The sequence below is a fragment of the Elusimicrobium minutum Pei191 genome (genome assembly GCF_000020145.1).
Classification (GTDB): domain Bacteria; phylum Elusimicrobiota; class Elusimicrobia; order Elusimicrobiales; family Elusimicrobiaceae; genus Elusimicrobium; species Elusimicrobium minutum.
In genome coordinates this window covers 360,017-386,281 of record NC_010644.1, presented here as the reverse complement: position 1 = coordinate 386,281, position 26,265 = coordinate 360,017, and the positions used below count along the sequence as shown (strand labels likewise).

The window sequence follows — 26,265 nt, the reverse complement described above, 5'->3', positions numbered from 1 at the left end:
CTTTTAAAACCCCGCCAACTTGGCGGGGTTTTTTTGTATCATTACTATAAATGGACTACAGAGGACACAAAAGATGAAAGGGACTTATAAAAAAATTTTACACTCTTTAGGAATGATTATTTTTATCGGCGCTTTTATATGCGTTTCTTTATACGGCATTAAAGCGGGCGCAAATTTTGGGACAAAATTCCAAAAGCAAAAGATGGCAGATTCTTACGAAGTTGAAGTAAAGGAAACAGAAAGAGCTGTCTCACAAATTTCCAACCCTACCCAAAACTTGGAACCTGACACAAAAGAGACTGCTAAACAAAACATTCCCGCGACAAAAACCGTACAACCTCAGGCTGATAACCCCATAAATGACGCTTTTGTTCCCCCGGCAAAAACGCTTTCAATGCAGTTAATAAAAAGAACCGGTATAGTAAGGCCTGTCGCTGGCAAAGGCATAGCGGGTTTTAACGGTGACGACCAACTTGGCGCTTTGCAAAGTTCACTTTCAAACCCTTGCGCAATAGCGGTTGATAATTTAAGCGCTTTATATATATTAGATAAAGGAAATAAACGAATAAGAAAGGTTTTTGCCGACGGTATGATTACCACTTTAGCGGGCAACGGGCGCAGCGGCATGTTTCAGGAAGGACTTGTGGCGGAGGACTTTAGATTTTCAGATTTGCAAGATATAGCATTATCTCCAGAAGGAACAATTTATATAATTGACAGCGGTTTTAAACGCCTTTTAAAAATGGATGACAACCGCATTATAAGCACAGTGGCGGGCGGAGGCAGAACTCCTGCGCAAAACGGCGGCGCTGGCGTTACGACACAACTTTCTTTACCCACGGCCGTGGCTACTGACCGGCAGGGAAACATCTTTATAGCGGACGGCACCGTAATACTTAAAATAAATAACAGAGGCCGCGTAAATATTGAGCTTGATTTAAGCAAAGTTTCTTTTATCGACAGTGACATGAAAAATAAAGATTTAACAAAAGCCCAAATATCCTCCCTAGCGGTTAACCGAAGCGGTGATGTCTTTATATCAGACAGCTATAATAACTGTGTGTATAAACTTAACGCAAATAATACTTTGGAAAATTTTGCCGGCTGCGGGCCTAAACATATTCATTTAAAAGAACCCCACGGCCTTACGGTAGACGCGGCCGATATAGTTTATTTGGCGGATTCAGGTAACAACAGGGTAATTAAGTTCGCTCCTTCCGGAACTCCCGTAATAATAGCGGACAACGATTTTGACGACGTTAACGGCGTAATAAAATCAAACAACGCTGGGTTGAATTATCCTACCGGAGTGGCGGTTAACAACAGGGGCGAGGTTTATATAGCCGATTCAAGAAACAATGTTGTAAGTAAAATTTTCTTCGGCCTAAATAATGAAGAAATTGCTGGTATTACTCAGTAATAAAACCGAATTTTTGAAGACATTTTTTACTGCTTCTCCATTGCGGTTCTACTGAAACCTCAAGCTCCAAACGGTATTTGCGGCCTAAAAATTCTTCTATCCTTTTTTGGGCCGAAACCCTAAGTTTAGCTATTGAACTTCCTTTAGATCCTATAATAATAGGTTTTTGGCTTTCACGCTCAACATAGATTTTGGCCTTTATATAGTTTTTGGGGCCAAGGTCTTCGGTAAAGGTTTCAACTTCCACATAAGTACAGTAAGGCACTTCTTTTTCATACAAATTAAAAATTTGCTCTCTTATAAATTCGGCAACGTAAAATCTTTCCCATCTGTCAGTCCACTGGCCTTGCGGGAAATACGGCGGGTTAAAGGGAAGGGTTTCCGCCACTGCCGTTTTGAATTCAGCTACGCCTTTATTTTGTTTGGCGGAAATAAAAAAAGTTTTTTCAATATCAGGCAAATCTTTTTTTAATTGCTCCTCAATTTTACGCAGTTTTTCAACAGGCTGGGTGTCGGCTTTGTTTATTAAAACAAATAAAGGGCATTTAATGTTTTGTAATTTAGATATAAGTTTTTTATGGGCGGAATATTCCTGCAAAGGGTCAAAAACAAAAACAGCCACGTCGGCGTCCTCCTCCAAAGCCTGGGAAAGTGAGCCTTTCATAATTTCCTGCAATTTATATTTTGCCTCTAAAAAACCGGGAGTATCAACAAAAATAATTTGGTGTTTTTCACCTTCGCTAAGGGCAATAATATTTTGCCTTGTCATTTGCGGCTTTGGCGAAACCGCCGAGAGCAGCCCCCCCGCCACAGCGTTAAGAAGCGTGGACTTGCCCGCGTTTGGTAAACCTGCCATAACGGCAAAACCGCTTTTAAAATCTTTATCTGTCATTGATTAATTGTATAAAATTCAGTCTGTTTTTTGTGTATATATTATTTAATATAACTTTTTATAAAAGTGTGTTTATAAACAAAAAAGCTTTTATTCTTATTAAACTGTTGCTTGTTGTTTTAATTATAGGCATACTTGCCGCCATTGCGCTTCCTCAATATAGTAAAGCCGTGCTAAAAGCTCGCGCGGCTGACGCTCTTTCAAAAATTAACACCTTATACCAGGCTTAGGAAAGATACAGGCTGCAAATCGGCGAGTTTTCTGATTTTATACAGCATACCCAACCGAAGCACAAATGAATGAAGTTCTTGATGTTTTCATACCTTTAGGCAATGATATGTCCTACGTTTATTAATGTAATTCTTACATAGAAATACGATATACAAAAGGCAAAAATACCTTCACTATTACAAAAAGGTTGCTCAGCACTGAATCCCCGCCAAAACTATACAAAATAGGAATACCCGACTACTATGCTTATGATTCAAAAAGCTAAGGTATTGCAATTTGCAAAGCTATGTGCGGAACATTGATACAAGCTACAACATCATTATCATCCCAATGTGTAATTAAATAAAAAAGCTGCCGCAGATATCTGCGGCGGCACTCTTTTTTATAATTAAGCCCAAAGTTGTAATTTGGTAACTTTATCTTCTTTTCTTACCTTAGGTTCGCCTACAAGTTCTTGTATATAAACCTCTGCGCTAAATATCTTTGTGCCAAGCATAAGGTGACCGGCTTTTACTTCGCCTTTCTTGTTTGACAATATAGCGTGCGCATGAACAAACGGTCTGTTATCTTTTATGCTTACATTACCTATTAGAGAAACAAGTTCATGTTCGTCTTCCAAAACAATTTTTTCATATTTCTTTTTGGCTTGGTCATAGTAGGAAACGGTTGCGTTTTCCACAGCTCCGATAGCGTTAATTATACCGCATTTTATCTGATTGTCATGGCAGAATGCAGTAATTGAATCTTGCAGGTCTTTGCCTTTCGGCAATCTGAAAATATACGTTCTGCCTGTTAAATATGGTTTTTCTTCAGCCATTTTATTACCTCTCGTGACACGGGCTCCGCCGCATCTGTTTTAATATTCTACTTTTAAATCTTTATATATACGGGCTATTTTGCATCTTTGATGTAAGATAGTATAGCAGATAATTGCCCGTCTGCGTCAAGCCCGGCTTCTTTATAAACATTAGAGTGTTTGCCGCTGCCAAGGTACTTGCCGTTTTTATGCGGCCAAAGCATATGTTTTTGCCCTTTTGCGCTTAAAAGAAGGTTGGCTATGGTAGGCACGGTAAAGTCCGTTATAGCCATAGCATTTTGCCTTACCTCATAAGGCAGTATTTTTTCCTGCTCTTCTAAAGGAAGCATATCAAAAAGTTCTTTGCTGCAAACATACCAAACATTGGCTTTAACGCCTTCTTGGGCAAGTTTTTCAAAAGTTCCGTTAATAAAGTTCCTCGCCACGCCCGAACCTTGAATAATTATATTCACGTCAGCCTTGCCGTCAGCTTTGCAAAGCCTGTAAATACCGTTTACGGCTTTGTGCGCCGGGTCCGCTCCGTATTTAGCGCGGTCAATCATTTTTTCGGAAGGACGCATAACAAAAGGCGCTAATACCGCCGGACGTTTTGATAAAGCGTATGTTACCATGGGCCAAATTTCGTCTACTTCAAAAGGCGTTAACGTAATACAAAGCCCTTTGGGAAAATTTTCCTGAAATAACTGTAAAGCCTGCGGGTCCGCGTGCGTGGGGCCGTCCTCACCCGTAGGTATCCCGGAATGTCCGTTAAATTGTATAACCGTGTTTATGTTTTCTTTATTATAAACATGATTCGCTTCCTGCCCGATGGCGTGCAGTCTCATCGCCACATGTCCGAAGCTTGCAAAAGCCGCATAAGAAGCGGCCACGCCTATATGTTTACCGTAGGCGGAAATACCGGTAGCCAGCGCGTTAAGTCCGTCCTCACAAATGCCGCCGTCCGCTACAAGCCTGCTTTCGGGGTTGCGTGCTTTATTATAAAAACCTTTAGGATACGCTTTTGCTATATTACCAGCGTTTGTAGAACCGTATAAATCAGCTGAACCTACAAGAAAAGTGCCGCCGCTTTCTTTATTTATATAACCCAAGACATCACCCAGCACAGTTCTTGTGGCGTAAGATTCGCCCTGTTTAAAATTAAACTCGGCAGGTAGTTTAGCGAAGTCGAAAGAATACACTTTTTCAACGTCGCCCAACCACGGGCTAGGTTCAGAATTTTTGTTGTTTAGCCTTTCAGCCGCGGCGAAAACTTTTTTAGCTATAAATTGCGCCAGCTCGGTATCTTTTTTAAGAGCCTCTCTTATTGATTGCAAATTGCCCCAAAAACAATCCTCAATTCCCTGCGGGGTTTGCTCGCCGCAGAATCTTGGCATGGAAACGCCGAAAACAGATTCAAACTCGCTAAGAGTATTGTGAAAGCCTTCTGAAGCGAATTTATGGCCCGACCCGTGTGAGCTTTTGCCTTCAAGCCCGTATTTCCAGCCTTTAACGGTACGGTAAATTATTGCTGTAGGCTGCCCATTTTTTATGTTGAAAGCATATTTTTGCGCGGCGTAAATTTGTTCGTAATTATGGCCTTCGGGTACAAAAACAACGTTCCAGTCATTAATATAAAAAAGTTCAAGCGGCGTCCATTGCACATAATCTCCGGGGTTTTCCCCGTCCGAAGTAACTCTATCCGAATCGATTGACGCCTGGTTCCAATCCAAATGCAAAACCAAATTATTTATATTAGCCGTTGCCGCCATGGCTATAACTTCACTGCAGCGGCCCGCTGTTAAACCGCCTTCCCCTTCAATGATATTAATTACGGGGCTGTTTTTTGAATACGCGTCAGCCGCGGCAAAAGCCATGCCTACAGCGCTGCCTACGCCAACTCCGCTTGCGCCGGTGCTTGTTTTAACAAAAGGAACAACCGGTTCGGGGTGTCCGCCCAAAGGTTTTGATTTAAACTCTTTAAAATATTTAGTAGCTGTGGCTTCATTGCGCCTAAATCCCAAAAGGTCTTCCAATCTCATTTGATTTTGTATATCTTTAGCAAGAAGTTCAGGCGCGGCCTGGGCAACGCATTCATTGCGCAATGCCCACATGGCGTATAAACCTAAGGCCTTGTGGCCTGCGGCGTAAGAGATTATGTCAGCCTTTTTTTCTTTAGGATCGGAAAGTTTATAGGCCATTTCATTATAAATTAAATTTTGTACAAATCTTCCGCTTGAAATACTGCCGCCCGGATGGCCCGATAAAGGAGCAAAGTTATATAAAATAGCGCATAAGGCGCGGTAAATTACGTCGTAACGCTCAAAAAGAGCTGTTTCCTCTTCCGGCATTTTATGTATGGGGGTAAGTTTACCTGTTTCCACGTTAAAATATTTTGCTCTTTTTTTACCTAAAATAAAATCACTCATCGGGTTCTCCTTAAAGTTAAAAGACTTGTCCTAACTTTTTTAGTAATCAAAATTATATTTACAGGCGTTCTCTATAAAAGCCACTGTTAAATCAACCGCCGCGTCTATATCAATTTTTGAAGCCGTTTCTATGCTTGAATGTATATAACGCGTAGGTATTGAAAGCAGCCCTACGGGAACGCCGCTTTTTGTTTTTTGCACGGCAGCAGCGTCGTTAGAACCGCGGGCCGAAACTTTAAACTGGTGTTTAATGTTTTTATCCGAAGCCAGCTTTTTTAAAGTTTTAACTATTTGCGGATTGATAATGGAGCCGCCGTCCATAATTGTTATGGCTACGCCTTGCCCTAAACGGCAGTTAAATTCCTGCGGGGGAGTGGCGGGCAAATCATTAGCGGCGGTAGCGTCAACAACAAGCGCCAAATCCGGGTCCACCCCGAAGGTTGAAGTTACTGCTCCTCTTAAACCAACTTCTTCCTGCACGCTGAAAACGGCGTAAATATCACAGTCAAATTTTTTAACTTTCTTTAAAGCTTCAATAAAAACGTAAACGCCTGCTCTGTCATCAATAGCTTTGGAGTTAATCATTTGAGATCCGAATTCAACAGTAGTTCTGTCTAAAGTAACAGGGTCGCCTATGCTTACAATTGAATTTATTTCAGATCCGTCCAAACCGGTATCAATAAATAAACTTTTAATACCAGGCGCTTTTGAAGCTTCAGCGGCGTCAAGCAAATGTACCGGTTTTGTTCCTATAACGCCGAATATCGGCCCTTTTGATGTGTGTATTACAACACGCTGGCTCATAAGCGTTCTTGCGTCAATACCGCCTACGGGAACAAAACGTAAAAAACCGTTATTTTCAATATGGCTTACAAGAAGGCCTATCTCGTCCATATGGGCGGCAAGCATAAGCTTTCTTACGCCTTTACCCTTTTTAACGGCAATAATATTGCCCATAGCGTCAACACGCTGCTCATCGGTACATGTTTTAAGCATTTTAAGAAGGGCGGCTCTAACTGCTTCTTCCCTGCCGGATATACCCGGCAATTCGGCTATTTTTCTAAATAATTCAATGTCCATGGTCTGATTCTATCATAAAAAACGCCTGTGCACAACGCCGCGCAAAATAGTAGAATAAGGGTATAGATTATACTATTGGAGGCTAAAAAATGACAGTTTCTTATAAAGAACTCGGCTTTGTAAACACAAAAGAAATGTTTGCAAACGCAATGAAAGAAGGATATGCCGTTCCCGCGTACAATTTTAATAATATGGAACAATTGCAAGCCATTGTAACAGCTTGCGTTGAATCAGGCTCACCCGTTATAGTACAGGTTTCAAGCGGAGCGCGTAAATATGCCAACGCCACAATGTTAAGATGGATGGCAAGAGGCGCCGTAGAAATGATGAAAGATATAGGCAAACCCGTTCCGATAGCTTTACATCTTGACCATGGTGATTCTTTTGAACTTTGCAAAGACTGTATTGATTCAGGGTTCTCCTCAGTCATGATTGACGGTTCACACCTCCCTTATGAAGAAAATATCGCTTTAACGAAGAAAGTTGTTGAATACGCCCACGCAAATGACGTAACCGTAGAAGCGGAACTCGGCGTTTTGGCCGGTATTGAAGACGAAGTTTCCGCCGAACACCACACATATACGGATCCCGCGCAGGTAGAAGATTTTGTTAAAAGAACGGGCTGTGATTCTTTAGCTATTTCAATCGGAACAAGCCACGGCGCTTATAAATTTAAAGTTAAACCGGGTGAATCAGTTCCCCCCCTTCGCTTTGATATTTTAGAAGAAGTTTCAAATAGACTTCCGGGCTTCCCTATAGTCCTTCACGGCGCTTCAAGCGTTGACCAAAAAGCCGTAGCCACAATTAACCAATACGGCGGCAAACTTGATAACGCTGTAGGCATACCTGAAGACCAGCTTAGAAAAGCGGCCAAATCAGCGGTTTGCAAAATCAACGTTGATTCCGACGGCAGACTTGTAATGACAGCGGCTGTACGCAAAGTATTTGTAACAAAACCCGAAGAATTTGACCCGCGCAAATACTTAGGCCCCGCGAGAACCGACCTTATAGCAATGTATAAGGAAAAAAACCAAAGTGTTTTAGGTTCAGCCAACAGAGTTAAATAAGTTTATAATAAAAACCCCCGCTTTAAAGCGGGGGTTTTTGTTTGCCCAATTTATTGGGCTTAATATAAGTAAAGGGAATATAAACAACAGAAAAATGCAAAAAAATATACGCCCGTAAATACCAAGCCGGGTTATCTTAAGCAAAACAATGCCCGTGCTTTTAGCACGGGCATTGTTATAATAAAACATCTTTAAAACCGCAATTTTTTATTTATAGAACGTTGATAAATCCTTTAACGCGGCCGATATCGCTTTTGAATCAACACTTTCTTTTAACGGGCGGTACTGGTCGTCATAATTCTCCAAAGCGCCGTAATTATCTATAACAGAAACATTGTCGTCAACTATAACCGCCTTTTTTGTATAACTTATAACAAGGCTGTACGGTCTGGGAGTATCATCAAACAAATTATAACCTATACTATAATCGGAAGGCGGGTTCACACAACCCAAAATTTCTTTCATAACCGTAGGAACAATATCATAATGCGTTGTTCTGTATTCAATATCTTTGCCTCTTTTATCGGGCCAAAGCATTATTAGAGGGGTATGCGTTTGATATTTGGCGAAATTACTGTTATGTCCCCAAAAATTATTGCCGGTATCGTTGATTTCCTGTCCGTGGTCGCCTGTAATAATAACAACGGTTTCCGCATTTATTTTTCTGTCTTTAAGCATATCAAAAACTTCGCCCAGTTTGCCGTCTATAAAGTTAATAGAGTTTTTATACTTGTTAAGATAGGGTTTCGGGTCCGTAGAAGATGTAAGTGAAATATAATTTAACTCTTTTGCGGGTTTAAATTTTTCTTTAAATGACGGAGGGTATTCAAAGCCATGCGGTGAATCATAAAACATAAAAGCGAAAAACGGTCTTTTTTTATCTCTGTTGTCTAAAAACGCCTCAAAATCGCGCTGCATATCTATATCTCTTTCATACTTAGTATCTCCCTTAGACTCGATCCTTAAGTTATCTATGCCTGAAAAGATATTTTTATGAAATTCCGGACTGTTTAATTTACCGCTTGAAAATATGCCAAATTCATATCCCCTGGTTCTCATTTCCTGCATAAAAACAGGCTCCATATTATATGAGGAAAAAGCGTTCCAGTATGTTGAAGGAAGCCCGTAGAAAAAAGCAAATACGCCCGCCTGCGTGGCGTTGCCGCCGCTTACATGGTTTTTAAAATGGAATCCGTTGCGGCTGTTTTTATATTTAGCGTAAGTTTTAGGCATTATTTCGCGCGTAAACATGTCCGACCTTAAAGAGTCAACCAAAATAAAAAGAACGTTAAGTTTGGGATTTACGCTTTCGCACTTTAAAGGATTTAACGGATAATTAAGCATTTCTCCTTTAGCGGCCACTAAAGGCTCAGAACTGGGATTTAAACCCATTTTTTTAAGCCTTGTATTAACACTCAACGGATTTGCCCACGGCAAATAAGATATTTGCGCCGTTATACTTGGAACGGAAACAAACTTGGCCCAAGCGTATAAAGAATTAAACGCTATAAAACAAAAAACTAATGCTATAAAACCTAAAATTACTAATCTGTTCGGAACCTTAATGTTGCACGACACCGCAACCGCAATTCCCTGCACTATTAATACAACAAGAACACCTAGCGCCATAAGCAAATACATTCCTATAGGAAAAACAAAAATTTCCCTCCCGGCGGGTCCAAAAAACAGCTCCGCCATAGAAAGGCTTATATGAAAGCGGTATTGGGAATATACTATTATGTCAGTTAAAAAGAAAAGAGTGAAAAAAGCACCCGCAAAAATAGCGAAGTTTTTGCAAAACCTAGGGCCTATTATACTGGCAAGGCACAAAATAACAAAAAGCCCTAAAGCAAAAAGTAATAAATGCCCGGGAATAAATGTTAAAGTAAAAATCAGTCCCGCAAAATCCCAATAAAATCCGCTTGTAAAATAGTATTTCAAACTCAGCAGACACCAAATCGCAAGGTTTATAAAAGTAAATATAAAAATGTTCTTAAGTTTCATATTCATTATATTCTATTAAATAATTATCAAGTATATGCATCATTTTTAAATAACATCAAATAAATGTAGAATATATTATGGATAAGCTAAAGTTTTTCTTTTTAATAATACTGACGGCAAACACGTTTTCATACTCGCAAGACAAAAGCGACTTCGATAAATATTCCAAATATAACGGCAAAACAATATCTTCGGTAAATGTATCAACCGTAAGGGTAGAACCTCCCATAGTAAAAGAAAAATTCCTGTTAAAGGAAGGAGATATCTTTGCATACGAAGCCTTTGACTATGCCAGAAAAGCCCTTCATGACATGCGTATTTTTAAATCGATGGAGATAGAAGTTGAAGATAAAACGGACAACACCGTAGACATAAATATAAGCTGCAAAGACGGGCACTATGTTTTCCCAATAATATTTGCCGGGTTCGGACAAGGCGGCACAACGCTTGTGGCAAGCCTTATGGAAGCAAATCTGTTTAGACAAGGCGAGCTGGCTATGCTGCTTGCCGGCATAAGCGGCAACGGCTATATGGCGGGAGCAAGTTTATCCGCTAATGACCAAAATATTGCAATATTTTTTAGTAAACTTGACTATGAACAAAGAGAATATGAAAACGGCTCTTTTAGCCCAAGCAGCCTTTTTAGTACCACACGTATAAAAAAGGCCGGCACAGTACGCCAATTTGACGTTAAAGAAACCAACGCAACTTTTGTTTATGGAAGATCTTTTTTGGAAATATTTTCCTTAAGCGCGGGATACAACTACAGTCGAATAAGCTATTCGGGCGTTAACGCGCCGCAAGACTCGGGCAATCACAGCACAGTTTTTGCTTCCGCAAAATATTTTAAACATATGAAACCCTCAAAAGGAGCGGCTGCGGCATTCGGCTCCCTATTCGGGCTTGGTGTGTCCGACAGGGATGAAAAGATTGTAAAACTACCCAAACCAAGACTGGGATACTACTTTGAAACAACTTACAACAACGGCGGCAGCCATACAGGCGCGGATTTTAATATTTCTCAATTGTCCGCCTCGGCAAGAACTGCTTTGGAACTGCCCGCAAGGCATGTAATAGGCATAGAAGTTAACGCGCAGGAAACCTTTGAAGGCCCCTTTGCCCTGCAAACCAAATCAACCGACTTATTGGGACGAGGCAGATACTCGCGCGAGTTTAGAGGTGAAAAAGGTTTGGGCGCGGGCGCTTATATAACAGTTCTTGCCGCTAAAAACAAGACAGGAATTTTAGCAATTGAGCCTTTTGCCGAAACTTCTTTTATTTGGGACGATAAACACAGCAGTTCACGGCAAAACGGCTTTGGCGCAAGCGCTTACTATAAATTTTGGCGTTTTCCGTTGCCTTTAGGGCTTACATATACAAGAGACACAACAAACAATGAAAATAATTTCTCCCTTATGCTCGGGAGCGGATTTTAGTATACTGTATTAAATAAAAAATATAGAGGGGTTTAAATGTTAATATGGCAAAATTGAAAATAGAAATTAATGAGGATGAAGCTATTGTCCTTTACGAATGGCTTAACAATTTTAATAACGGCAGGGCTTGCCCTGTAGAACGTGCCAGCGCCGAAAAGCAGGCATTATGGGATTTACAAAACTCCATAGCTAAAGCTTTGCCCCAAATTAATACCGCCGCTTACGATGTACGCCTCGGCAAAGCCAGAGAAAATGTTAAAAACAAAGAATTATACGACGAGTTAAACAAGTAAAATTTGCTAATTTTATATTTAAAACCATAACCTGCCAAGGAGATTTTATATTAGCAGGTTATATTTTTAACAAGATTAAATTTTACGCTCTATTTTGTAGAATAAATAAAAAAGGACTCCATATGAAAACTCCATATCTGACATTTGATGTACACCTTAAAAACAAAGGTTTTACACTTATAGAATTGTTAGTTGTTGTTCTTATTATAGGTATACTTGCGGCTATAGCCTTGCCTCAATACAATAAAGCCGTTATGCGCTCAAGAGCCGCTGAAGCCATTACAAATATAAGAATTTTGGGAGAAGCCCAAAAGCGACATATGCTTGCAACAGGCTCCGCAACCCGTGATTTTAGTGAACTTGATATTTCTATGAAAGACAGCTGCACCGGCAACACCTGCGTTGTGGGTAAATGGGCCTATCATTTCGATGCTATAAATACTGTAGTGGCCTATTACAATTCCACAGGTTTAAACACTTCAGAGTTAACTATTGCTTACCGCTTTGCACAAGACCCAATGTATAACATCAAAACAGGCGAGTTTGCCTGTCTGCCTAGAGGTATTGATAAATATGTTTCACTTTGCAAAACAATGGCGGGCCCGAACGCTAAAACAGACAGCTCTTTTGCCGGCGGAACAGGATATATTTGGACCCCATAGACTTAAATTTATAAATAAAAATATAATACGTTAATAAAATCAAACAATTACGTCCACAATAATTTACCTCAAGCAACAAAATAAAAAAGCCGCCTTTAAAAGGCGGCTTTTTTATAAAGTTTTGCTTATTTGGCTATGGCCTGTTTTGCAACATCCACAAGCTTTTTAAATGACAACGGATCCTGAATCGCCATTTCGGATAACATTTTTCTGTTAAGCGTAATGTTTGATTTTGCTAAACCGTTGATAAAGTTTGAATAGTTCAAACCTTCTTCTCTTACAGCAGCGTTAATTCTGGTAATCCAAAGTTGTCTGTACTGGTGTTTTTTGTCTTTTCTGCCCGTATAAGCGTGAACAAGTGATTTATCTACTTGTTGGGTAGCCATTCTTAAGCGGCGGGATTTATCACCGTAATAACCGCTGGCTCTTTTTAAAACTTTTTTCTTTCTTGCATGTCTTGCAACGCTAAATTTAATTCTCATATATCTTTTTCTCCACTAGTCCATCGGTAAATATTTTTTAAGGAGTTTTCCTTCGGCAGATTCCGGTTTAATAATACCCGTCTGTCTCATTTCTCTCTTGCGTGAGCCCGATTGCGGCGTAAGCAAATGCTTTCTGCCGGCTTTTCTGCGTTTATATTTACCTGTAGCGGTTTTTGCAAATCTCTTTTTCGCGCCGCTGTGGTTTTTTAACTTTGGCATAATTCTAATAACCTCTATAATTTAATGTTTAAATTGACCGCATACCCGCGCCAAAAAGCGCGTAAGACGCAGTTTTAACTTAAAAGAAATTTAAGTCCTAGTTTTTAGGAACAAAAATCATTGACATTCTGTTTCCGGTGACCTGAAGGCCCCCCTCAACATTGGCAATAGGTTCTAACCTTTTGGCGACGTCATGCAACATCTGTTCGCCCAAATCCCTATGCTGGTTTTCGCGCCCGTGGAAAACTACCACAAGCCTAACCATGTCTTTCCTTTTAAGAAAGTCTTCAATATGCTTAATCTTAACTTCCAAGTCGTGGGACGCTATTCTCGATTTTATGCGCAGCTCTTTCATTGCTGTTTTAGCTGTTTTCTTTTTAGCGTCTTTGAGTTTTTTGCCCTGTTCGTAAAGATATTTGCTGTAATCTAATATCTTACACACAGGAGGCTCGGCGGTTGGTGAAATCTCCACCAGATCAAGCTCTTGTTGTTTTGCTAAGTATAAAGCCTCGGTTACAGACTTTACGCCTAACATAGTACCGTCAGAATCAATAAGACGAACCTGGGGCACTCTGATTTGTTCGTTTTTGCGAACAAAATCTTTTTTTTCTTGTTTTTCGTATCTAGCCATTTATTTCAATATGTCCTTTTTTTAGGACACTAAAATTATATCAATATCAAACTTTGCTGTCAATTTAATTGATTTTGTGATAATCAAGTGTTCCGTCCGTATGCATACTTCAAAGGTTATGCCTTTACAAATTTTAGCAAATTTAGACAGGTTCACCGATTGTGTCTTTATCTACAAGTAAAAAAGCCGCTTTTACTGCAAAACAAAGCATCCGTTCGCAAAAGAACACGTTTTACTGGTATCAACTCCTAAGGATTTGCAAACTTCAGCATACTTTGTATCATAAATTACGCAGCGGCGTTCACCCGTACCGTGCACAAAAACTATAGCGTATCTTGTAGCTACCGGAACACGGCTTGCAACAACCCATGAAAGGTCATTTCTTAATGCGTAAGAAAAGGTTTTTGTTTCTTTTCTGTCTACTTGGTAGAAAGCGTCCGCGCCGGGAATTTCAATATCAAGGTCGTTAAAAGTAGCGTTATATACCCCTGTTTGTAAAAAGAATCTTTCATTGGCCAAATGTATCGCTTTTAATATGGTAAAAGCTTCAGCCGCGCGGGATTTTTCCACAGCTTTGTTATATTGCGGCAAAGCTATAGCCGCCAGTATTCCTATAATAAGCACAACGACCAACAGTTCAATTAAAGTAAATCCTTTTTTCATAAATATTCTCCTAACATAATGATATACAAAATCTGATATGTTTTTTTGAAATTATATCAAAAATCACAATAAAAAAACCCCCGTTATTAAACGGGGGTTTTTACTTAATTAAACTATTTCTTTTTAGTTTTTATTTCTTTAGCAACCGCCTGCGCAGCCGCAAGCCTGGCTATCGGAACTCTGAACGGTGAGCAGGAAACATAGTTAAATCCTTCCCTGTGGCAGAATTCAACGCTTTTCGCGTCGCCGCCGTGTTCGCCGCAAATGCCGATTTTAAGTTTGGCTTTTGTGCTTCTGCCGCCCTTAACGCCTTGCTTGATTAAGTAGCCTACGCCATCCTGGTCAAGCGTTTGGAACGGATCGTTTTTAAGAACGCCTTTTTCAAGGTAAGCGCCCATAAAACCGCCGATATCATCTCTTGAGAAGCCGAACGTCATTTGAGTTAAGTCGTTTGTACCGAAGGAGAAGAAATCCGCCTGTTCGGCAATTTTGTGAGACATAATAGCCGCTCTGGGAATCTCAATCATGGTGCCTACTGAAAGCGGTAATTTCTTAACGCCTGTTTTGGCAACAACTTCTTTATAAACGCGTTCAATAATAGCTCTTTGGTCAATAAGTTCGTTTTCATGGCAAACAACGGGAACCATAATTTCAGGCATAGCTTTAACGCCTTCTTTTATAAGTTCGGCCGCGGATTCAAGTATTGCTCTGGACTGCATTTCCGTAATTTCGGGATATGTAACGCCAAGCCTCACGCCTCTGTGTCCCATCATAGGATTAACTTCGTGAAGGACAGCGGCTCTGGAATCAAACTCTTCCATTGTAATTCCCATAGCTTTGCAAACCTGCTCTTTTACCTCTTTCTGCTGGGGAATAAACTCATGCAAAGGCGGGTCCATCAAGCGGATTGTAACTCCAAAACCAGCCATGGCTTTAATTGTACCTTTGATGGCCTTTTTCATGAACGGGAAAAGCTCATTAACAGCTTTTGTTCTTTCCTCGGTTGTTTTGGAAACAATCATTTTTCTTAAGATGAACAGCGGTTTTTCGGCGTTGGTGCCGTAGAACATGTGTTCAATGCGGAATAAACCGATACCCTTAGCGCCGAATTTTTTGGCCCTTACAGCGTCTTCGGGAGTGTCGGCGTTTGTGCGTACGTCAAGACGTTTTATTTTATCGCACATATCTAAGAATTTAGTTAAGTTATTGTTGCCTTCGCCCGCTTCTAACATTTTAAGCTGGCCTAAGTAAACAAAACCTTTTGTGCCGTTAAGTGTAATGAAGTCGCCTTCTTTAAAAGTAACGCTGCCGATTGAGGCGGTTTTTTTGCTTAAATTAATTTCAAGCTCGCCGCAGCCGACTATACAGCATTTACCCCAGCCGCGGGCTACTAACGCCGCGTGTGAGGTCATACCGCCGCGCTGTGTTAAAATAGCTTCAGCCGCTCTCATACCTTCAACGTCTTCGGGGTTGGTTTCTTCTCTTACCAAAATAGCTTTTTCGCCTTTGGCTTTAAGCGCCATGGCCGCTTCTGAAGTGAAAACAACTTTACCTGAAGCGCCGCCGGGACCTGCGGGCAAACCTTTTCCTACAATTTTAGCCAAAGCCTCCGCTTTAGGGTCAATAGCGGGGTGCAAAAGTTCGTCGAGTTGAGAGGCTGTAACTCTTAAAACGGCTTCGTTTTGGCTGATAAGTTTTTCTTTAACCATGTCTAAAGCCATTTGAACGGCAGCGGTGCCGTTTCTTTTTCCTACGCGGCACTGTAGCATCCAAAGTCTACCTTGTTCAATGGTAAACTCAATATCTAACATATCTCTGAAATGTTTTTCAAGTTTTTTCTGTATGCCGTCAAGTTCCTTATAAGCTTTAGGCATAACCTGTTCCAATGTGGGCAAGTGTTCGGAATGTGTATTTTTGGACCATTTGTTCATGGGGCTGGGTGTTCTGATACCCGCCACAACGTCTTCACCCTGGGCGTTAATTAAGTATTCGCCATAGAAGTGTGAATCGCCGTTGCCGGGGTTTCTTGAGAAAGCTACGCCGGTGGCCGAGTCTGTCCCCATGTTACCGAAAACCATGGCCTGTACGTTAACAGCCGTTCCCCATTCGTGCGGAATTTTTTCAATATTTCTGTAAGCGATAGCTCTTTTTCCGTTCCAGCTTGAGAAAACAGCGCCTATGGCGCCCCAAAGCTGCAACATCGGGTTATCGGGGAATTCTTTACCTAAAACATTTTTAACGGTTTTCTTAAATTCCGCGCAAAGGGTTTTTAAATCTTCCGCCGTTAAATCAGTATCGTCTTTAACGCCTTTTTTGGATTTAACGTCATGCAGCATACCATCTAAAACTTTACGTATGCCTTTGTCGTCTTTAGGTTCAATGCCGGCGGCTTTTTCCATAACAACGTCGGAATACATCATTATTAAACGCCTGTAAGCGTCATAAACAAAGCGTTCGTTACCCGTTTTTTTAATCATACCGGGAATTGTTTTTTCAGTCAAACCGATATTTAAAATAGTTTCCATCATACCCGGCATGGAAGCTCTTGCCCCGGAACGTACGGAAAGCAAAAGGGGATTATCAACGGAACCGAAAACTTTTTTTGTTTCTTTTTCAACTTTTTTAAGATTAGATTCAACTTCAGCTTTTAATGAGGAAGGGTAATTTTTTTTATTATCCCAATAATATGTGCAAACTTCTGTAGTAATCGTAAAGCCCGGAGGAACCGGAAGTTTCATAAGACCGGCCATTTCAGCCAGGTTTGCCCCCTTGCCGCCCAACAGTTCTTTCATTGAGCCTTTGCCGTCGGCTTTGCCGCCGCCAAAGTAATAAACATTTTTCATGCTTTTAACTGCTTTTTTAACCGCGGCTTTTTTTGCCGCTTTCTTTACTGTTTTAGCCATTTTGCAGCTCCTGTTTTGATTGCTTCTCAAGTGAGATAATACTTTACAGTACCATTATATTAAATAAACGCATAAATACAAAATTTCAAATTTGTATAATATTTTATATGCTTAAAAACAGGGTTTTTTTCCTTATTTGCGCTATATGCGCCGCCACAGGCATTTTGTTAAGAATAACCTATATTCCCGCCCCTCTAACCTATGATGAAACGTTTACCGTTGTAACCGCTTCGCCGGATTTCGGCGTTTTTTATATATTGAAATATTTTTTGATACCTGACGTGCACCCGCCGCTTTATAATTTAACTTTGTATTTGTGGAACCATGTTTTCCCCGCGATGACAAAAACTACTTCAATTATTCCAAGCGGTATTTTTAGCTTAGTTTCAATATTAAGCGCGTGGTTTTTATTTCCCAAATATTTGCCAAAAACGCAAAAAATTATTTTCTTTACGCTTATTTGTATTTCCCCCCTGGTTATAAAGCACAGCTTTGAAGTACGTTCATACAGTTTTATGCTGATGCTGTCTTTATTTTTAACCTTTTTTTGCGTTAATTTAGCGCAAAAAATTAAAGATGTCAATGAAATAAATTTTAAAGAATTTGCGCTTTATTTTATTTTAACCGCCGCCTTAAGCGCTACGCATTATTTTGGCAGCATAGTAGCGGGAGTTTACTTTATTATCCTTGCGGGCACGGCTTTAAAATATAAAAAATATTTCTGGCATTTTTGCGCCGCTTACGGTTTATTTTTAGCGCTGTTTTTACCATGGCTCATTTGGCATTATTTTGCGCAGATTGAAGCCGCCAACGGCGGCTGGTGGGGCACAAGCGAACTTGTTTTAGCTGAACTGCTTAATGACGTTTTTATAAACGTTTTCGCGGGTACTCTACCCGCCGTATTTTTAGCAATAAGCGGCATATATGTCCTTTTAAAAGCAAAAAAAACATCTGAGGAGTTAAAAGAAACAAGCGTTACTTTTTCCTTCACGGCGGTAGTTTTGACACTGTTTTTTTGCCTTCTATTACAACCTAAACTTACGTTTTTTATGGGCCGCTTTTTTACCGCTCTTTTACCATGCTTATTTTTGTTGTTTTCTTTTGTTATGTGCCGCGCGCAAAAACAAAACAGGTATTTTATGTTTGTTAATGCTATTATCCTGGTAAGCATGCTTTGTATATCGCTTCAAAATATTTTTGACTATAAAGTAAACACCGGCGGCAAAACAGCGGCCGAGTATTTAACGCAAAACTCAAACGGGTCGAAAAACTTCTATTTTTATTCAAGAAATTTTTACCCTAAAAAATCGGAAGCGTTAGTTTTTGGCTACTATATTAAGGTACCAGGCGCCAAGGTTATAAATATAAACGAACCCGAAGGTCTTTCTTATTTAAAAAAACATGATAAAAACGCTTTGGTTTGGATACCCATTAACAATTTCGGCGGACTGCCGCCCTTTACAAAAGTAAAATGTATAAAACAGGATTGTTTTATAAGGATAAATACAAATGAACAGTAATAATATAATTTCACATAACGCCTATACAAAAGGCGAAGAACTTATGCACGCTTTAACGCATTGGATAGGAACAATTTTTGTAAGTTTCGGGGCAGGTGTTCTTATAACCATCGCCGCACTTACCGGTGACCCTTGGAAAATAGTTTCAGTTTCTATTTTTTCAGCTTCAATGATAACCCTTTACGTGGCGTCAACCCTTTACCACGCGGCAATAAGTCCCGTGGCCAAACGCAGGCTTAAAATTTTTGACCACATTTCAATTTATATTTTAATAGCCGGCACTTACACTCCTTTTTTATTAATTAACCTGCGCGGCGTTTTCGGCTGGGTTATGTTTGGCATTGTGTGGGCACTTGCTTTGGGCGGCACAATAATGAAACTATTTTTTACGGGCAGATTTAAAATACTTTCCCTGGCTATATATTTGGGTATGGGCTGGATTGCTATTTTCGCGATAAAACCGTTTATACAAAATGTACCGTCTTTAGGTATGATCTTTATTGTTATAGGCGGCCTTCTGTATTCGGGCGGCGTTTATTTCTACATAAGGAAAGACAAAGCCTTTTACCACGGCATATGGCATTTGTTCGTGCTGGCGGGGACAATGGTACATTTTTTTGCCGTATTGTTCGGCTGCGTTTTAATATAGGATTGAAAATGACTGACATTTCCTTAATAATACCGGTAATGAATGAAGAGAAAAATGTTGGGCTTCTTTTGGAAAAACTTGAAGCAATTATGCCCGCGGCCAAAAAAACCTATGAGTATTTGTTTATAGAAGGCGGCAGTGAAGACAGCACTCTTAATATTTTGCAAGAAAAAGCAAAAACAATTCCTCAAATTAAAATAATATCGCTTTCAAAAAGTTTCGGTAAAGAAGCCTCGCTTTTATGCGGTTTTGACTATGCCCAGGGAAAGGCGGCCATACCTATAGACGCCGACCTCCAGGACCCGCCTGAAATAATACCTGAGTTTATAAAAAAATGGGAAGAAGGAAACCAAATGGTTTACGGGGTAAGAAAAATCCGTAAAGACAGTTTTTTAAAAAACACTCTTTCCTCGTTTTTCTATAAAATTTATAATTTGATAAGTGATTACCCTATTCCATACAACGCCGGGGATTACAGGCTTTTGGATAGAAGCGTAATTGAGGCCCTAAAAAACTGCCGTGAACGTAATTTGTTTATGAAAGGCCTGTTTGGCTGGGTGGGATTTAAAACCGATTCCATAGAATTTGACAGACCTAAGCGCAATGCCGGCAACACTGGGCTACCATATAAAAAATTATGGAATTTGGCATTGGACGGCATTTTCAGCGCATCCACTTTACCGCTTAGGATATGGACTTATTTGGGCGCTATCATAGCCATATTTTCAGCCTTTTACGCTTTTTTTATAATTACAAAAACTTTAATTTTGGGCAAAGATACGCCGGGTTACGCTTCTTTAGCGGTATTAATACTTTTTTTTGGCGCCCTGCAAATGATATCTGTTGGAATTTTGGGCGAGTATATAGGCAGAATATATAAGGAAACAAAACAAAGACCAAACTATATAATCGACAAAAAGTTTAATATATAAAATTCATTTTGCTAAACAGAATAATTCCAGCCCCTATAGAATTCTTATTAATGCTATAATACCCCTAAATAAAATTTGTATAAATAGGTAAAAGGATCGTTTTATGAAAAAAGGGTTTACATTAATTGAACTTTTGGTAGTTGTTTTAATTATAGGAATACTTGCCGCCATAGCATTGCCCCAATATAATAAAACAGTTGAAAGAAGCAGAATAACCGAAGCGCTTATTCTTTCAAGAGCAGCTCTAAACTCCCAACAAATATATAAATTACAAACAGGTGATTACGCTTTAAGCTGGGACGAGCTGGATATTACCGTTCCAGCAACGCAGTTTAAACTGGCTGAGGAATATCACGGAGCTGGGCATTACGCCATAATGAAATATTATGATGTATTCTTAGATAAAAATAAATCGTGGGTAGCATCCGTAAGAAGACACCCCAACTGGGGGCGTACACCTTTAATAGCCCTTAGTTTAGAAGACCCCACTAAACAATATTGCTGTTTTTATCCCACCGGCGGGGAAGATGTTTGTAAAACAGTGGCAGACTCTTCCAAAACAACGACTTTATGGGGAAGAAACTGTTACCAAATAAAATAGTTTTAAAGAAGCCCCGCCGTACGACGGGGCTTCTTATATTAAAACTTAACTTCTTTAGGGTGATTGTCCTTAATAAACGTATTGTTTTCAAGTTCGGCAAACGCGGTATGAAGTTCCTCGCGGGTGTTCATAACAATAGGCCCGCCCCATTCAACCGGTTCTTTTAAAGGCTTGCCGCCGATTAACACAAAATGCGCGCCGTCTTTTCCCGCTTTGACAGCAAGGTTTTTCCCTTCGGTAAATAAAACTGCGTTTTTGGCGCTGATATAGTTTTTATAGTTTTTTTCCCCGCCGAACTCAGCCTCCCCTTTAAAAATATAGGCAAACATATTAAGTTCTTTATCCGTTTCTATTTCCCAAACGGCGCCGGGGTTTAAAGTAACGTCAAGGTATAAAACTTTAACATAATCCCCTTCAACAGGTCCTTTTACGCCATTATATTTGCCTGACATTACTTTTATAAGAGCGCCTTCTTCTTTAACAACGGGAATCATATCACTTCTTATATCACGGTAGGCGGGCCGCGTCATTTTATTTTTTTTAGGTAAATTTACCCAAAGCTGCAGGCCGAGCATTCTGTCTCCCTTAGGCATTTCCTGGTGGATAATACCGCTGCCAGCAGTCATCCATTGGCAGCAGCCGTCGTTAATCGCGCCTTTGTTTCCCATTGAATCACCGTGTTCCACATCTCCCTCAACTATAAAGGTAACCGTTTCTATACCCCTGTGCGGATGCCACGGAAAACCCTTTATAAAATCCGCCTTATCATGGGAATCAAAAGCGTCAAGCATTAAAAAAGGATCAAAATCTTTTACATTAGGTCTGCTTAAAACCCTTGTTAATTTTACGCCGGCGCCGTCTTTTGTGGCAGTGCCCTGAACTATTTGTTTTATTTCACGCATATTCATATTTTTTACCCCCGTTACTATTAAACATATATTAATAAAAATACAAATTCAAGGAGTTTCAACTTTACACAATCCATAATAAAAAATATAAAATAAATTATATTTAATAAACAAAGAGTAGGGTTTTAGTTTTTTACTTCTGTAAATTATTGCACCCCATAAATAAATGAAAAATATTTCCGACATAAAAAATTTAAAAAACATATTGATATTAAGAGGCGAAGGCTCTTTGGGCGACGCTATCTTATCTTCCTGCTGTTACCGTGAATATAAAAAAGCGAACCCTGAGTTGAAAATTTCCGTCGCGTGTTACGGCTCCGCTACCGCTTATCTGCAAAACAACAAATATATAGATGTTATATACAAAATACCCGCAAGACGTGTTATCCGCCCAAACCAACGCTGGATAGGACTTATTTTACTGGGGCTTAGGTTACGAATTAAAAATTTTGATCTTATTATAGATTCTTCCGCAAAGGATTTTCTTAACTGGCGTCTATTTAAACTGCTGGCAGGACGGGGACGGGAAATTAACGCAAGCTGCCTTTCCGGGGATTTTTTTAAAAAACCTTTTCACGCTCAAGAGCTGGAAAAAGAAATAGCTAAACTGTTAATAAAGCATGATATAGATTCTTCTTACGATTTGCCCGTTGAACCGGAAACGGAACAAAAAATAAATTCCCTGTTGGAAGAAAAAGGTATATCCGAATATATTTTATTAAACCTTTTCGGCTCTATAGAAGCAAGAAGTTTTAACCAAGAAACTTTTGACAAAATAACAAAACAAATTATTACAAAAAATCCCAACGCCCAAATTGTAATTCCCGGTATGCCCGCGCAAATTGAACGTGTTAAAACATGGGCGCAAATTAAAAACAGCTTTTTATTTAAAACTGCAAACGTATTTGAGCTTTTTGAACTTATCAAACGCTCGTCTTTAGTAATTACGCCCGATACTGCGATAATACACATAGCATCGGGATACAAAATAAAAACTATAGGTTTTTATAACGCATATTCCGCTTACAACGCCCCTTATAATACGCAAAGTAAAATTGTTATTACAGATAAAAACAGCGTTAATAATTTTAAAACGCAGGACTTTACCCTCGCGTATGAACAAATTTAAAAATAAGGAGTGGCTAAGCGGCAGGCATTGTTTCTTAGCTTCCTAAGCAAAGGCATTTTGTCATAATCTGTAAATTTAATCTTTTCAGCATTGTTTATACGGTCTTTAAGGTAATCATCTATCTGCTTTGCCAGTTTGTAACAAACAACTTCCATATTGGCCTCAAAGTTAAGTTTAAAACTGCGTTCATCCCAATTAGAAGAACCTATAAAACTCCACACACCGTCAACCGTCATGGCTTTGCTATGGTCAAAAGGCGCGCCCGTAAGATAAATATTTACATTATGTTTAAGAAGTCTGGCGTAGTTAGCCTCACCGCCCCACTCTATTATTTTGTGGTTTGAACTACGGGGCAAAATAATATTAACTTCAACGCCGCGCATTGCGGCCATTTCAATAGCTTTTAAAATAATTTCAGTAGGCAGAAAATAAGGCGTGATAATGTTAATTTTTTTATTAGCGTAATTAAGGCCGGCTAAACAGACGGTCATTATTTTTTCTTCCTCACTCTCGGGGCCGTCCGGTATAACTCGGGCATACGCAGCAAATGAGGGGTTTGCTTTTTCGTCATAATAAGAAGGCCTTATATTTTGCTTAGCCGAAAAATACCAGTCCTCAACAAAAATTTCCCTTATTTGGTCAATTACCGGGCCAGATACTTTAAAAGTTATATCGCGCGTGGGATTTTTAGGATTATCTTTAAGCATACACTTGCCGCGTATATTCATGCCTCCAAAAAAAGCGGTATTCCCGTCTACAATAAGTATTTTGCGGTGGGTTCTTAAATTAATAAAAGGAAGAGAGATAGGTATATTTGGCGGCAGAAATTTTACAAAATTAACATTTTTTAATTTTTTAAATATTCTGCCAAGCTTTGAATTGTATTTAGAGTTGCCGACAGCGTCAATTAAAATATAAATTTTGGCGCCGTTTGAACAGGCTTTTTTTATCGCGTCCACAAAAATTTTGCCCGCGTTATCATAATCAAAAATATAACTTGAAAGCAAAACATCTTTTTTGGCCTTTGATATCGCCCCGGCCATTTCGGGGTAAGCTTGGTCGCCGTTAATAAGCAGCTCAATGTTATTGCCGCTGACTTCTCTTACCGGGTGAACATGAAGGCCGAGCCTGGCCAGAGGAACAATATAATCCGGAATAGTTTTTAAATATTCTTTCAACTCTTTTTCTGAAACCATTTTAAAAGAAGCCTTGCCGTTATTTTCTTTAAGTTCGGCCGCTTTCATGCGAATACGGTTTATGCCGAAAATTATATAAATTATGCCGCCAAACACAGGTGAAAACCAGGCAAGGCCTATCCAGCCTATTGAGGAATACACATTGGTTTTATAAAGCAAAACATGCACCGTTACACATACCGCAAGGCCTATATGAAAGACAACAGCCATTGTATAAGAATAAAAAATAAAGTGTAAAATCTCTCGTAAAAGTTCCATTTTATACACCGTTTACCTGCTAAAACCGCTTTTTTTGTTCCTTAATCCAAGCGTCTGTCATTTTACGGGCGAGGCTTATTTTAGAAGGCAGTTTAGGCATAGAAGAAACTGTAAAGAAAGCCGCTTCGGCCACTTCGCCGGGGTCTGCCTTAAGTTTACCGCCCGCGTAATCAGAAAAAAAACCAATCATCAATCCGCTTGGGAAAGGCCATGGCTGGCTGGAAAAATACTTTAAATTTTTTATTTTTAAGTTTGTTTCTTCCATAACTTCCCTGGCGGCGCATTCTTCCAAACTCTCGCCGGCTTCTAAGAATCCCGCCACAAGCCCGTAATGATTGCCTTTAAAATTTTTGCCCCGTATCATAAGCAAAGAATCCCCCTTTTGCACAAGCACCATAACGGCGGACGCTATGTTGGGATAAATTTCCTTTTTGCAAAACGGGCACATATTGGCGTTATAAGAATATGGTTTGGTTTTAACGCCGCATGCCGGGCAGTAGCGGCTGTCGCGCGCCCATGTTAAAAATTGAAAACTTTTACCCGCCGCCCAAAAAGTTTTTTCGGGCAAAAGCAAAAAACATTCTCTTAACCCAATCCATTCAAACCCGTCTGTATTAATTTTTCTTTTAACCTCAAAGGTTTTGCAGTTTGTTTTATTTAAACAGCCTGAGGCATATATTTTCTTAGCGTTGCATGTTAACAGCGCGCGCGGAGATAAAGGAACGGAATATCTGCCCCCTTCCTTTTTAAGGAGCAAATTATTCTTATAAAAAACAAACCAATAGCTGTTAACTCTCATTATCATATGCTACCTAATTTTTTGTATATAAGAAACATTTTAATATATACAAATATATTCAACCCGCCGCGTTTATTTTGCATTTTTATGTTTTTTTACATTTGAAAAAATCATATACCGATTTAAGCGTTACACTTACAGTTTTAATATGCTTTAATTTATATTAATAAGGAGAATTTTATGGTAAAAACAAAATACACAGGCAATATGAAAATAGCAGTTGAAGTAGGGGGTTTTACAGTTAATACGGATTTGCCCGCCGCGCATAAAGGGGACAATACCGCGCCGAATCCTTTTGACTTGTTTTTAGCTTCTTTCGCCGCCTGCACCGCAGTATTTGCACTTTTTTATTTAGATAAGCACGGCCTTAGCAAGGAAGGCGTGAATGTTGATATTGAACCCGCATATACAAAAGAAGGCATGGTGGACAATTTTAAAGTATTTGTTACAATTCCCGAAACTTTCCCGAAAGAACATGAGACCGGATTAAAAACAAATGTTGAAAGCTGCAAAGTAGGCAAACATATAAAACCCGCACATGAAGTTATTATTGTAAGAAAATAAATTTTTCAGTTAACTTACAAAAAAATAACCGGCGTTTATAATAAACGCCGGTTATTTATTTAAATATTTATTAAGACTTAAAAACGGCCTCTTTTATTGCCTTTGGGGCCAAAATCTCTTCCGTCGGCAATTACTCTGGGTTTGCCATCCGCGTTAAAACGCTGTTCCGAAGAACGGGGCTTACGATCAAAATCTCTTCCGCCGCCTTTACCAAACGGTTTTCTGTCGCCAAATGACTTTCTGTCGCCAAAAGGTTTTCTGTCGCCAAAATCTCTTTTTGGGGGGAAGGCCTTTTTTTCTTCAAGAAGTTTTGTAATTTTTTCTAATTGTGTATTTATATTTTTCAATTGTTCCAATATTTCACTATCCATTTTTCTACTCCTTTTTTTGTTATACAGATATAGATGAAAATATTGTACAACTAAATATTTTTATACTTTTATCTTTATATTAAAGTTTACCTTTTATTTACCGCTTTGAACATAAAGACTTCTTTGCGCCGTA

General features: G+C 39.5%; 26 protein-coding genes. 12 read left to right on the top strand and 14 right to left on the bottom strand.

What is annotated here, in order from left to right; genetic code table 11:
• Positions 1 to 73: 73 nt before the first annotated feature.
• The gene (locus tag EMIN_RS01835) at positions 74 to 1,420 is read left to right on the top strand and encodes an NHL repeat-containing protein (protein WP_012414532.1); all 1,347 of its coding nucleotides are present in this window, start codon (positions 74 to 76) and stop codon (positions 1,418 to 1,420) included.
• Here EMIN_RS01835 and era read toward each other — a convergent pair.
• Positions 1,410 to 2,312: a GTPase Era gene (era, locus tag EMIN_RS01830; protein WP_012414531.1), complete on the bottom strand. Its 903-nt coding sequence runs from the start codon at positions 2,310 to 2,312 to the stop codon at positions 1,410 to 1,412. The two genes, EMIN_RS01835 and era, sit on opposite strands and share 11 nt — an antisense overlap.
• A 68-nt stretch (positions 2,313 to 2,380) precedes the next feature.
• Here era and EMIN_RS08555 point away from each other — a divergent pair, with 68 nt between their 5' ends.
• On the top strand, positions 2,381 to 2,542 hold the full coding sequence (locus tag EMIN_RS08555; RefSeq protein WP_238523718.1) for a hypothetical protein: 162 nt from the start codon (positions 2,381 to 2,383) through the stop codon (positions 2,540 to 2,542).
• A 389-nt stretch (positions 2,543 to 2,931) separates the two neighbouring features.
• On the opposite strand, the gene EMIN_RS01820 is transcribed toward EMIN_RS08555, so the two are convergent.
• The 3 genes from EMIN_RS01820 to EMIN_RS01810 all read right to left on the bottom strand — a co-directional run bounded on the left by EMIN_RS01820 (position 2,932) and on the right by EMIN_RS01810 (position 6,845).
• Positions 2,932 to 3,360 (bottom strand): PPC domain-containing DNA-binding protein, encoded by a 429-nt coding sequence (locus EMIN_RS01820; RefSeq protein WP_012414530.1) that lies wholly within the window; start codon positions 3,358 to 3,360, stop codon positions 2,932 to 2,934.
• Positions 3,361 to 3,434: 74 nt separating this feature from the next.
• A complete protein-coding gene (locus EMIN_RS01815) occupies positions 3,435 to 5,765 on the bottom strand; it encodes a transketolase family protein (protein WP_012414529.1) in 2,331 nt (776 codons plus the stop codon).
• Between the two features lie 39 nt (positions 5,766 to 5,804).
• Entirely contained in the window at positions 5,805 to 6,845 is a 1,041-nt protein-coding gene (locus EMIN_RS01810; RefSeq protein WP_012414528.1) for a M42 family metallopeptidase, read from the bottom strand.
• Positions 6,846 to 6,934: 89 nt separating this feature from the next.
• Here EMIN_RS01810 and EMIN_RS01805 point away from each other — a divergent pair, with 89 nt between their 5' ends.
• Positions 6,935 to 7,912, top strand: a complete 978-nt coding sequence (locus EMIN_RS01805) for a class II fructose-bisphosphate aldolase (RefSeq protein ID WP_012414527.1) — start codon at positions 6,935 to 6,937, stop codon at positions 7,910 to 7,912.
• A gap of 207 nt (positions 7,913 to 8,119) precedes the next feature.
• Here EMIN_RS01805 and EMIN_RS01795 read toward each other — a convergent pair whose 3' ends face one another.
• Positions 8,120 to 9,916, bottom strand: a complete 1,797-nt coding sequence (locus tag EMIN_RS01795; RefSeq protein ID WP_187146165.1) for a sulfatase-like hydrolase/transferase — start codon at positions 9,914 to 9,916, stop codon at positions 8,120 to 8,122.
• 77 nt (positions 9,917 to 9,993) lie between these two features.
• On the opposite strand from EMIN_RS01795, the gene EMIN_RS01790 reads away from it, so the two are divergent.
• The 3 genes from EMIN_RS01790 to EMIN_RS09355 all read left to right on the top strand — a co-directional run bounded on the left by EMIN_RS01790 (position 9,994) and on the right by EMIN_RS09355 (position 12,307).
• Positions 9,994 to 11,352: a BamA/TamA family outer membrane protein gene (locus tag EMIN_RS01790; RefSeq protein WP_012414525.1), complete on the top strand. Its 1,359-nt coding sequence runs from the start codon at positions 9,994 to 9,996 to the stop codon at positions 11,350 to 11,352.
• A gap of 44 nt (positions 11,353 to 11,396) precedes the next feature.
• Positions 11,397 to 11,645 (top strand): hypothetical protein, encoded by a 249-nt coding sequence (locus tag EMIN_RS01785; protein WP_012414524.1) that lies wholly within the window; start codon positions 11,397 to 11,399, stop codon positions 11,643 to 11,645.
• 122 nt (positions 11,646 to 11,767) lie between these two features.
• Positions 11,768 to 12,307, top strand: coding sequence for a type IV pilin protein (locus tag EMIN_RS09355; RefSeq protein ID WP_012414523.1), 540 nt, complete (start codon positions 11,768 to 11,770; stop codon positions 12,305 to 12,307).
• A gap of 125 nt (positions 12,308 to 12,432) precedes the next feature.
• Here EMIN_RS09355 and rplT read toward each other — a convergent pair whose 3' ends face one another.
• The 5 genes from rplT to ppdK form a co-directional block, all read right to left on the bottom strand.
• Complete coding sequence (gene rplT, locus EMIN_RS01775; RefSeq protein WP_012414522.1) at positions 12,433 to 12,789, bottom strand: 50S ribosomal protein L20; 357 nt, start codon at positions 12,787 to 12,789, stop codon at positions 12,433 to 12,435.
• A 15-nt stretch (positions 12,790 to 12,804) separates the two neighbouring features.
• A complete protein-coding gene (gene rpmI / locus EMIN_RS01770; RefSeq protein ID WP_012414521.1) occupies positions 12,805 to 13,008 on the bottom strand; it encodes a 50S ribosomal protein L35 in 204 nt (67 codons plus the stop codon).
• A gap of 97 nt (positions 13,009 to 13,105) precedes the next feature.
• On the bottom strand, positions 13,106 to 13,639 hold the full coding sequence (infC, locus tag EMIN_RS01765; protein ID WP_012414520.1) for a translation initiation factor IF-3: 534 nt from the start codon (positions 13,637 to 13,639) through the stop codon (positions 13,106 to 13,108).
• A gap of 192 nt (positions 13,640 to 13,831) precedes the next feature.
• Positions 13,832 to 14,302, bottom strand: coding sequence for a type IV pilin protein (locus EMIN_RS09350; RefSeq protein ID WP_012414519.1), 471 nt, complete (start codon positions 14,300 to 14,302; stop codon positions 13,832 to 13,834).
• Between the two features lie 113 nt (positions 14,303 to 14,415).
• Positions 14,416 to 17,205, bottom strand: coding sequence for a pyruvate, phosphate dikinase (ppdK, locus tag EMIN_RS01755; RefSeq protein ID WP_012414518.1), 2,790 nt, complete (start codon positions 17,203 to 17,205; stop codon positions 14,416 to 14,418).
• Positions 17,206 to 17,312: 107 nt separating this feature from the next.
• Between ppdK and EMIN_RS01750 the strand changes: the two genes are divergently transcribed.
• The 4 genes from EMIN_RS01750 (at position 17,313) to EMIN_RS09600 (ending at position 20,907) form a co-directional block, all read left to right on the top strand.
• Positions 17,313 to 18,725, top strand: a complete 1,413-nt coding sequence (locus EMIN_RS01750; RefSeq protein ID WP_012414517.1) for a glycosyltransferase family 39 protein — start codon at positions 17,313 to 17,315, stop codon at positions 18,723 to 18,725.
• Positions 18,715 to 19,374 (top strand): PAQR family membrane homeostasis protein TrhA, encoded by a 660-nt coding sequence (gene trhA / locus EMIN_RS01745; RefSeq protein WP_012414516.1) that lies wholly within the window; start codon positions 18,715 to 18,717, stop codon positions 19,372 to 19,374. Before EMIN_RS01750 ends, trhA begins: the two co-directional genes overlap by 11 nt.
• Before the next feature lie 8 nt (positions 19,375 to 19,382).
• On the top strand, positions 19,383 to 20,306 hold the full coding sequence (locus tag EMIN_RS01740) for a glycosyltransferase family 2 protein (RefSeq protein ID WP_012414515.1): 924 nt from the start codon (positions 19,383 to 19,385) through the stop codon (positions 20,304 to 20,306).
• Positions 20,307 to 20,409: 103 nt separating this feature from the next.
• The gene (locus tag EMIN_RS09600; protein WP_012414514.1) at positions 20,410 to 20,907 is read left to right on the top strand and encodes a type IV pilin protein; all 498 of its coding nucleotides are present in this window, start codon (positions 20,410 to 20,412) and stop codon (positions 20,905 to 20,907) included.
• Positions 20,908 to 20,945: 38 nt separating this feature from the next.
• On the opposite strand, the gene EMIN_RS01730 is transcribed toward EMIN_RS09600, so the two are convergent.
• The gene (locus EMIN_RS01730) at positions 20,946 to 21,815 is read right to left on the bottom strand and encodes a pirin family protein (RefSeq protein WP_012414513.1); all 870 of its coding nucleotides are present in this window, start codon (positions 21,813 to 21,815) and stop codon (positions 20,946 to 20,948) included.
• A gap of 166 nt (positions 21,816 to 21,981) precedes the next feature.
• Here EMIN_RS01730 and EMIN_RS01725 point away from each other — a divergent pair, with 166 nt between their 5' ends.
• Complete coding sequence (locus EMIN_RS01725; protein ID WP_012414512.1) at positions 21,982 to 22,944, top strand: glycosyltransferase family 9 protein; 963 nt, start codon at positions 21,982 to 21,984, stop codon at positions 22,942 to 22,944.
• Here EMIN_RS01725 and EMIN_RS01720 read toward each other — a convergent pair.
• Complete coding sequence (locus tag EMIN_RS01720; RefSeq protein ID WP_012414511.1) at positions 22,941 to 24,398, bottom strand: phospholipase D-like domain-containing protein; 1,458 nt, start codon at positions 24,396 to 24,398, stop codon at positions 22,941 to 22,943. The genes EMIN_RS01725 and EMIN_RS01720 overlap by 4 nt on opposite strands.
• Positions 24,399 to 24,417: 19 nt before the next feature.
• On the bottom strand, positions 24,418 to 25,203 hold the full coding sequence (nudC, locus tag EMIN_RS01715) for an NAD(+) diphosphatase (RefSeq protein WP_012414510.1): 786 nt from the start codon (positions 25,201 to 25,203) through the stop codon (positions 24,418 to 24,420).
• 174 nt (positions 25,204 to 25,377) lie between these two features.
• Here nudC and EMIN_RS01710 point away from each other — a divergent pair, with 174 nt between their 5' ends.
• Complete coding sequence (locus EMIN_RS01710; protein WP_012414509.1) at positions 25,378 to 25,761, top strand: OsmC family protein; 384 nt, start codon at positions 25,378 to 25,380, stop codon at positions 25,759 to 25,761.
• A 77-nt stretch (positions 25,762 to 25,838) separates the two neighbouring features.
• Here the strand turns inward: EMIN_RS01710 and EMIN_RS01705 are convergent, their stop codons facing one another.
• Positions 25,839 to 26,132: a hypothetical protein gene (locus EMIN_RS01705; RefSeq protein WP_012414508.1), complete on the bottom strand. Its 294-nt coding sequence runs from the start codon at positions 26,130 to 26,132 to the stop codon at positions 25,839 to 25,841.
• Positions 26,133 to 26,265 lie beyond the last annotated feature (133 nt).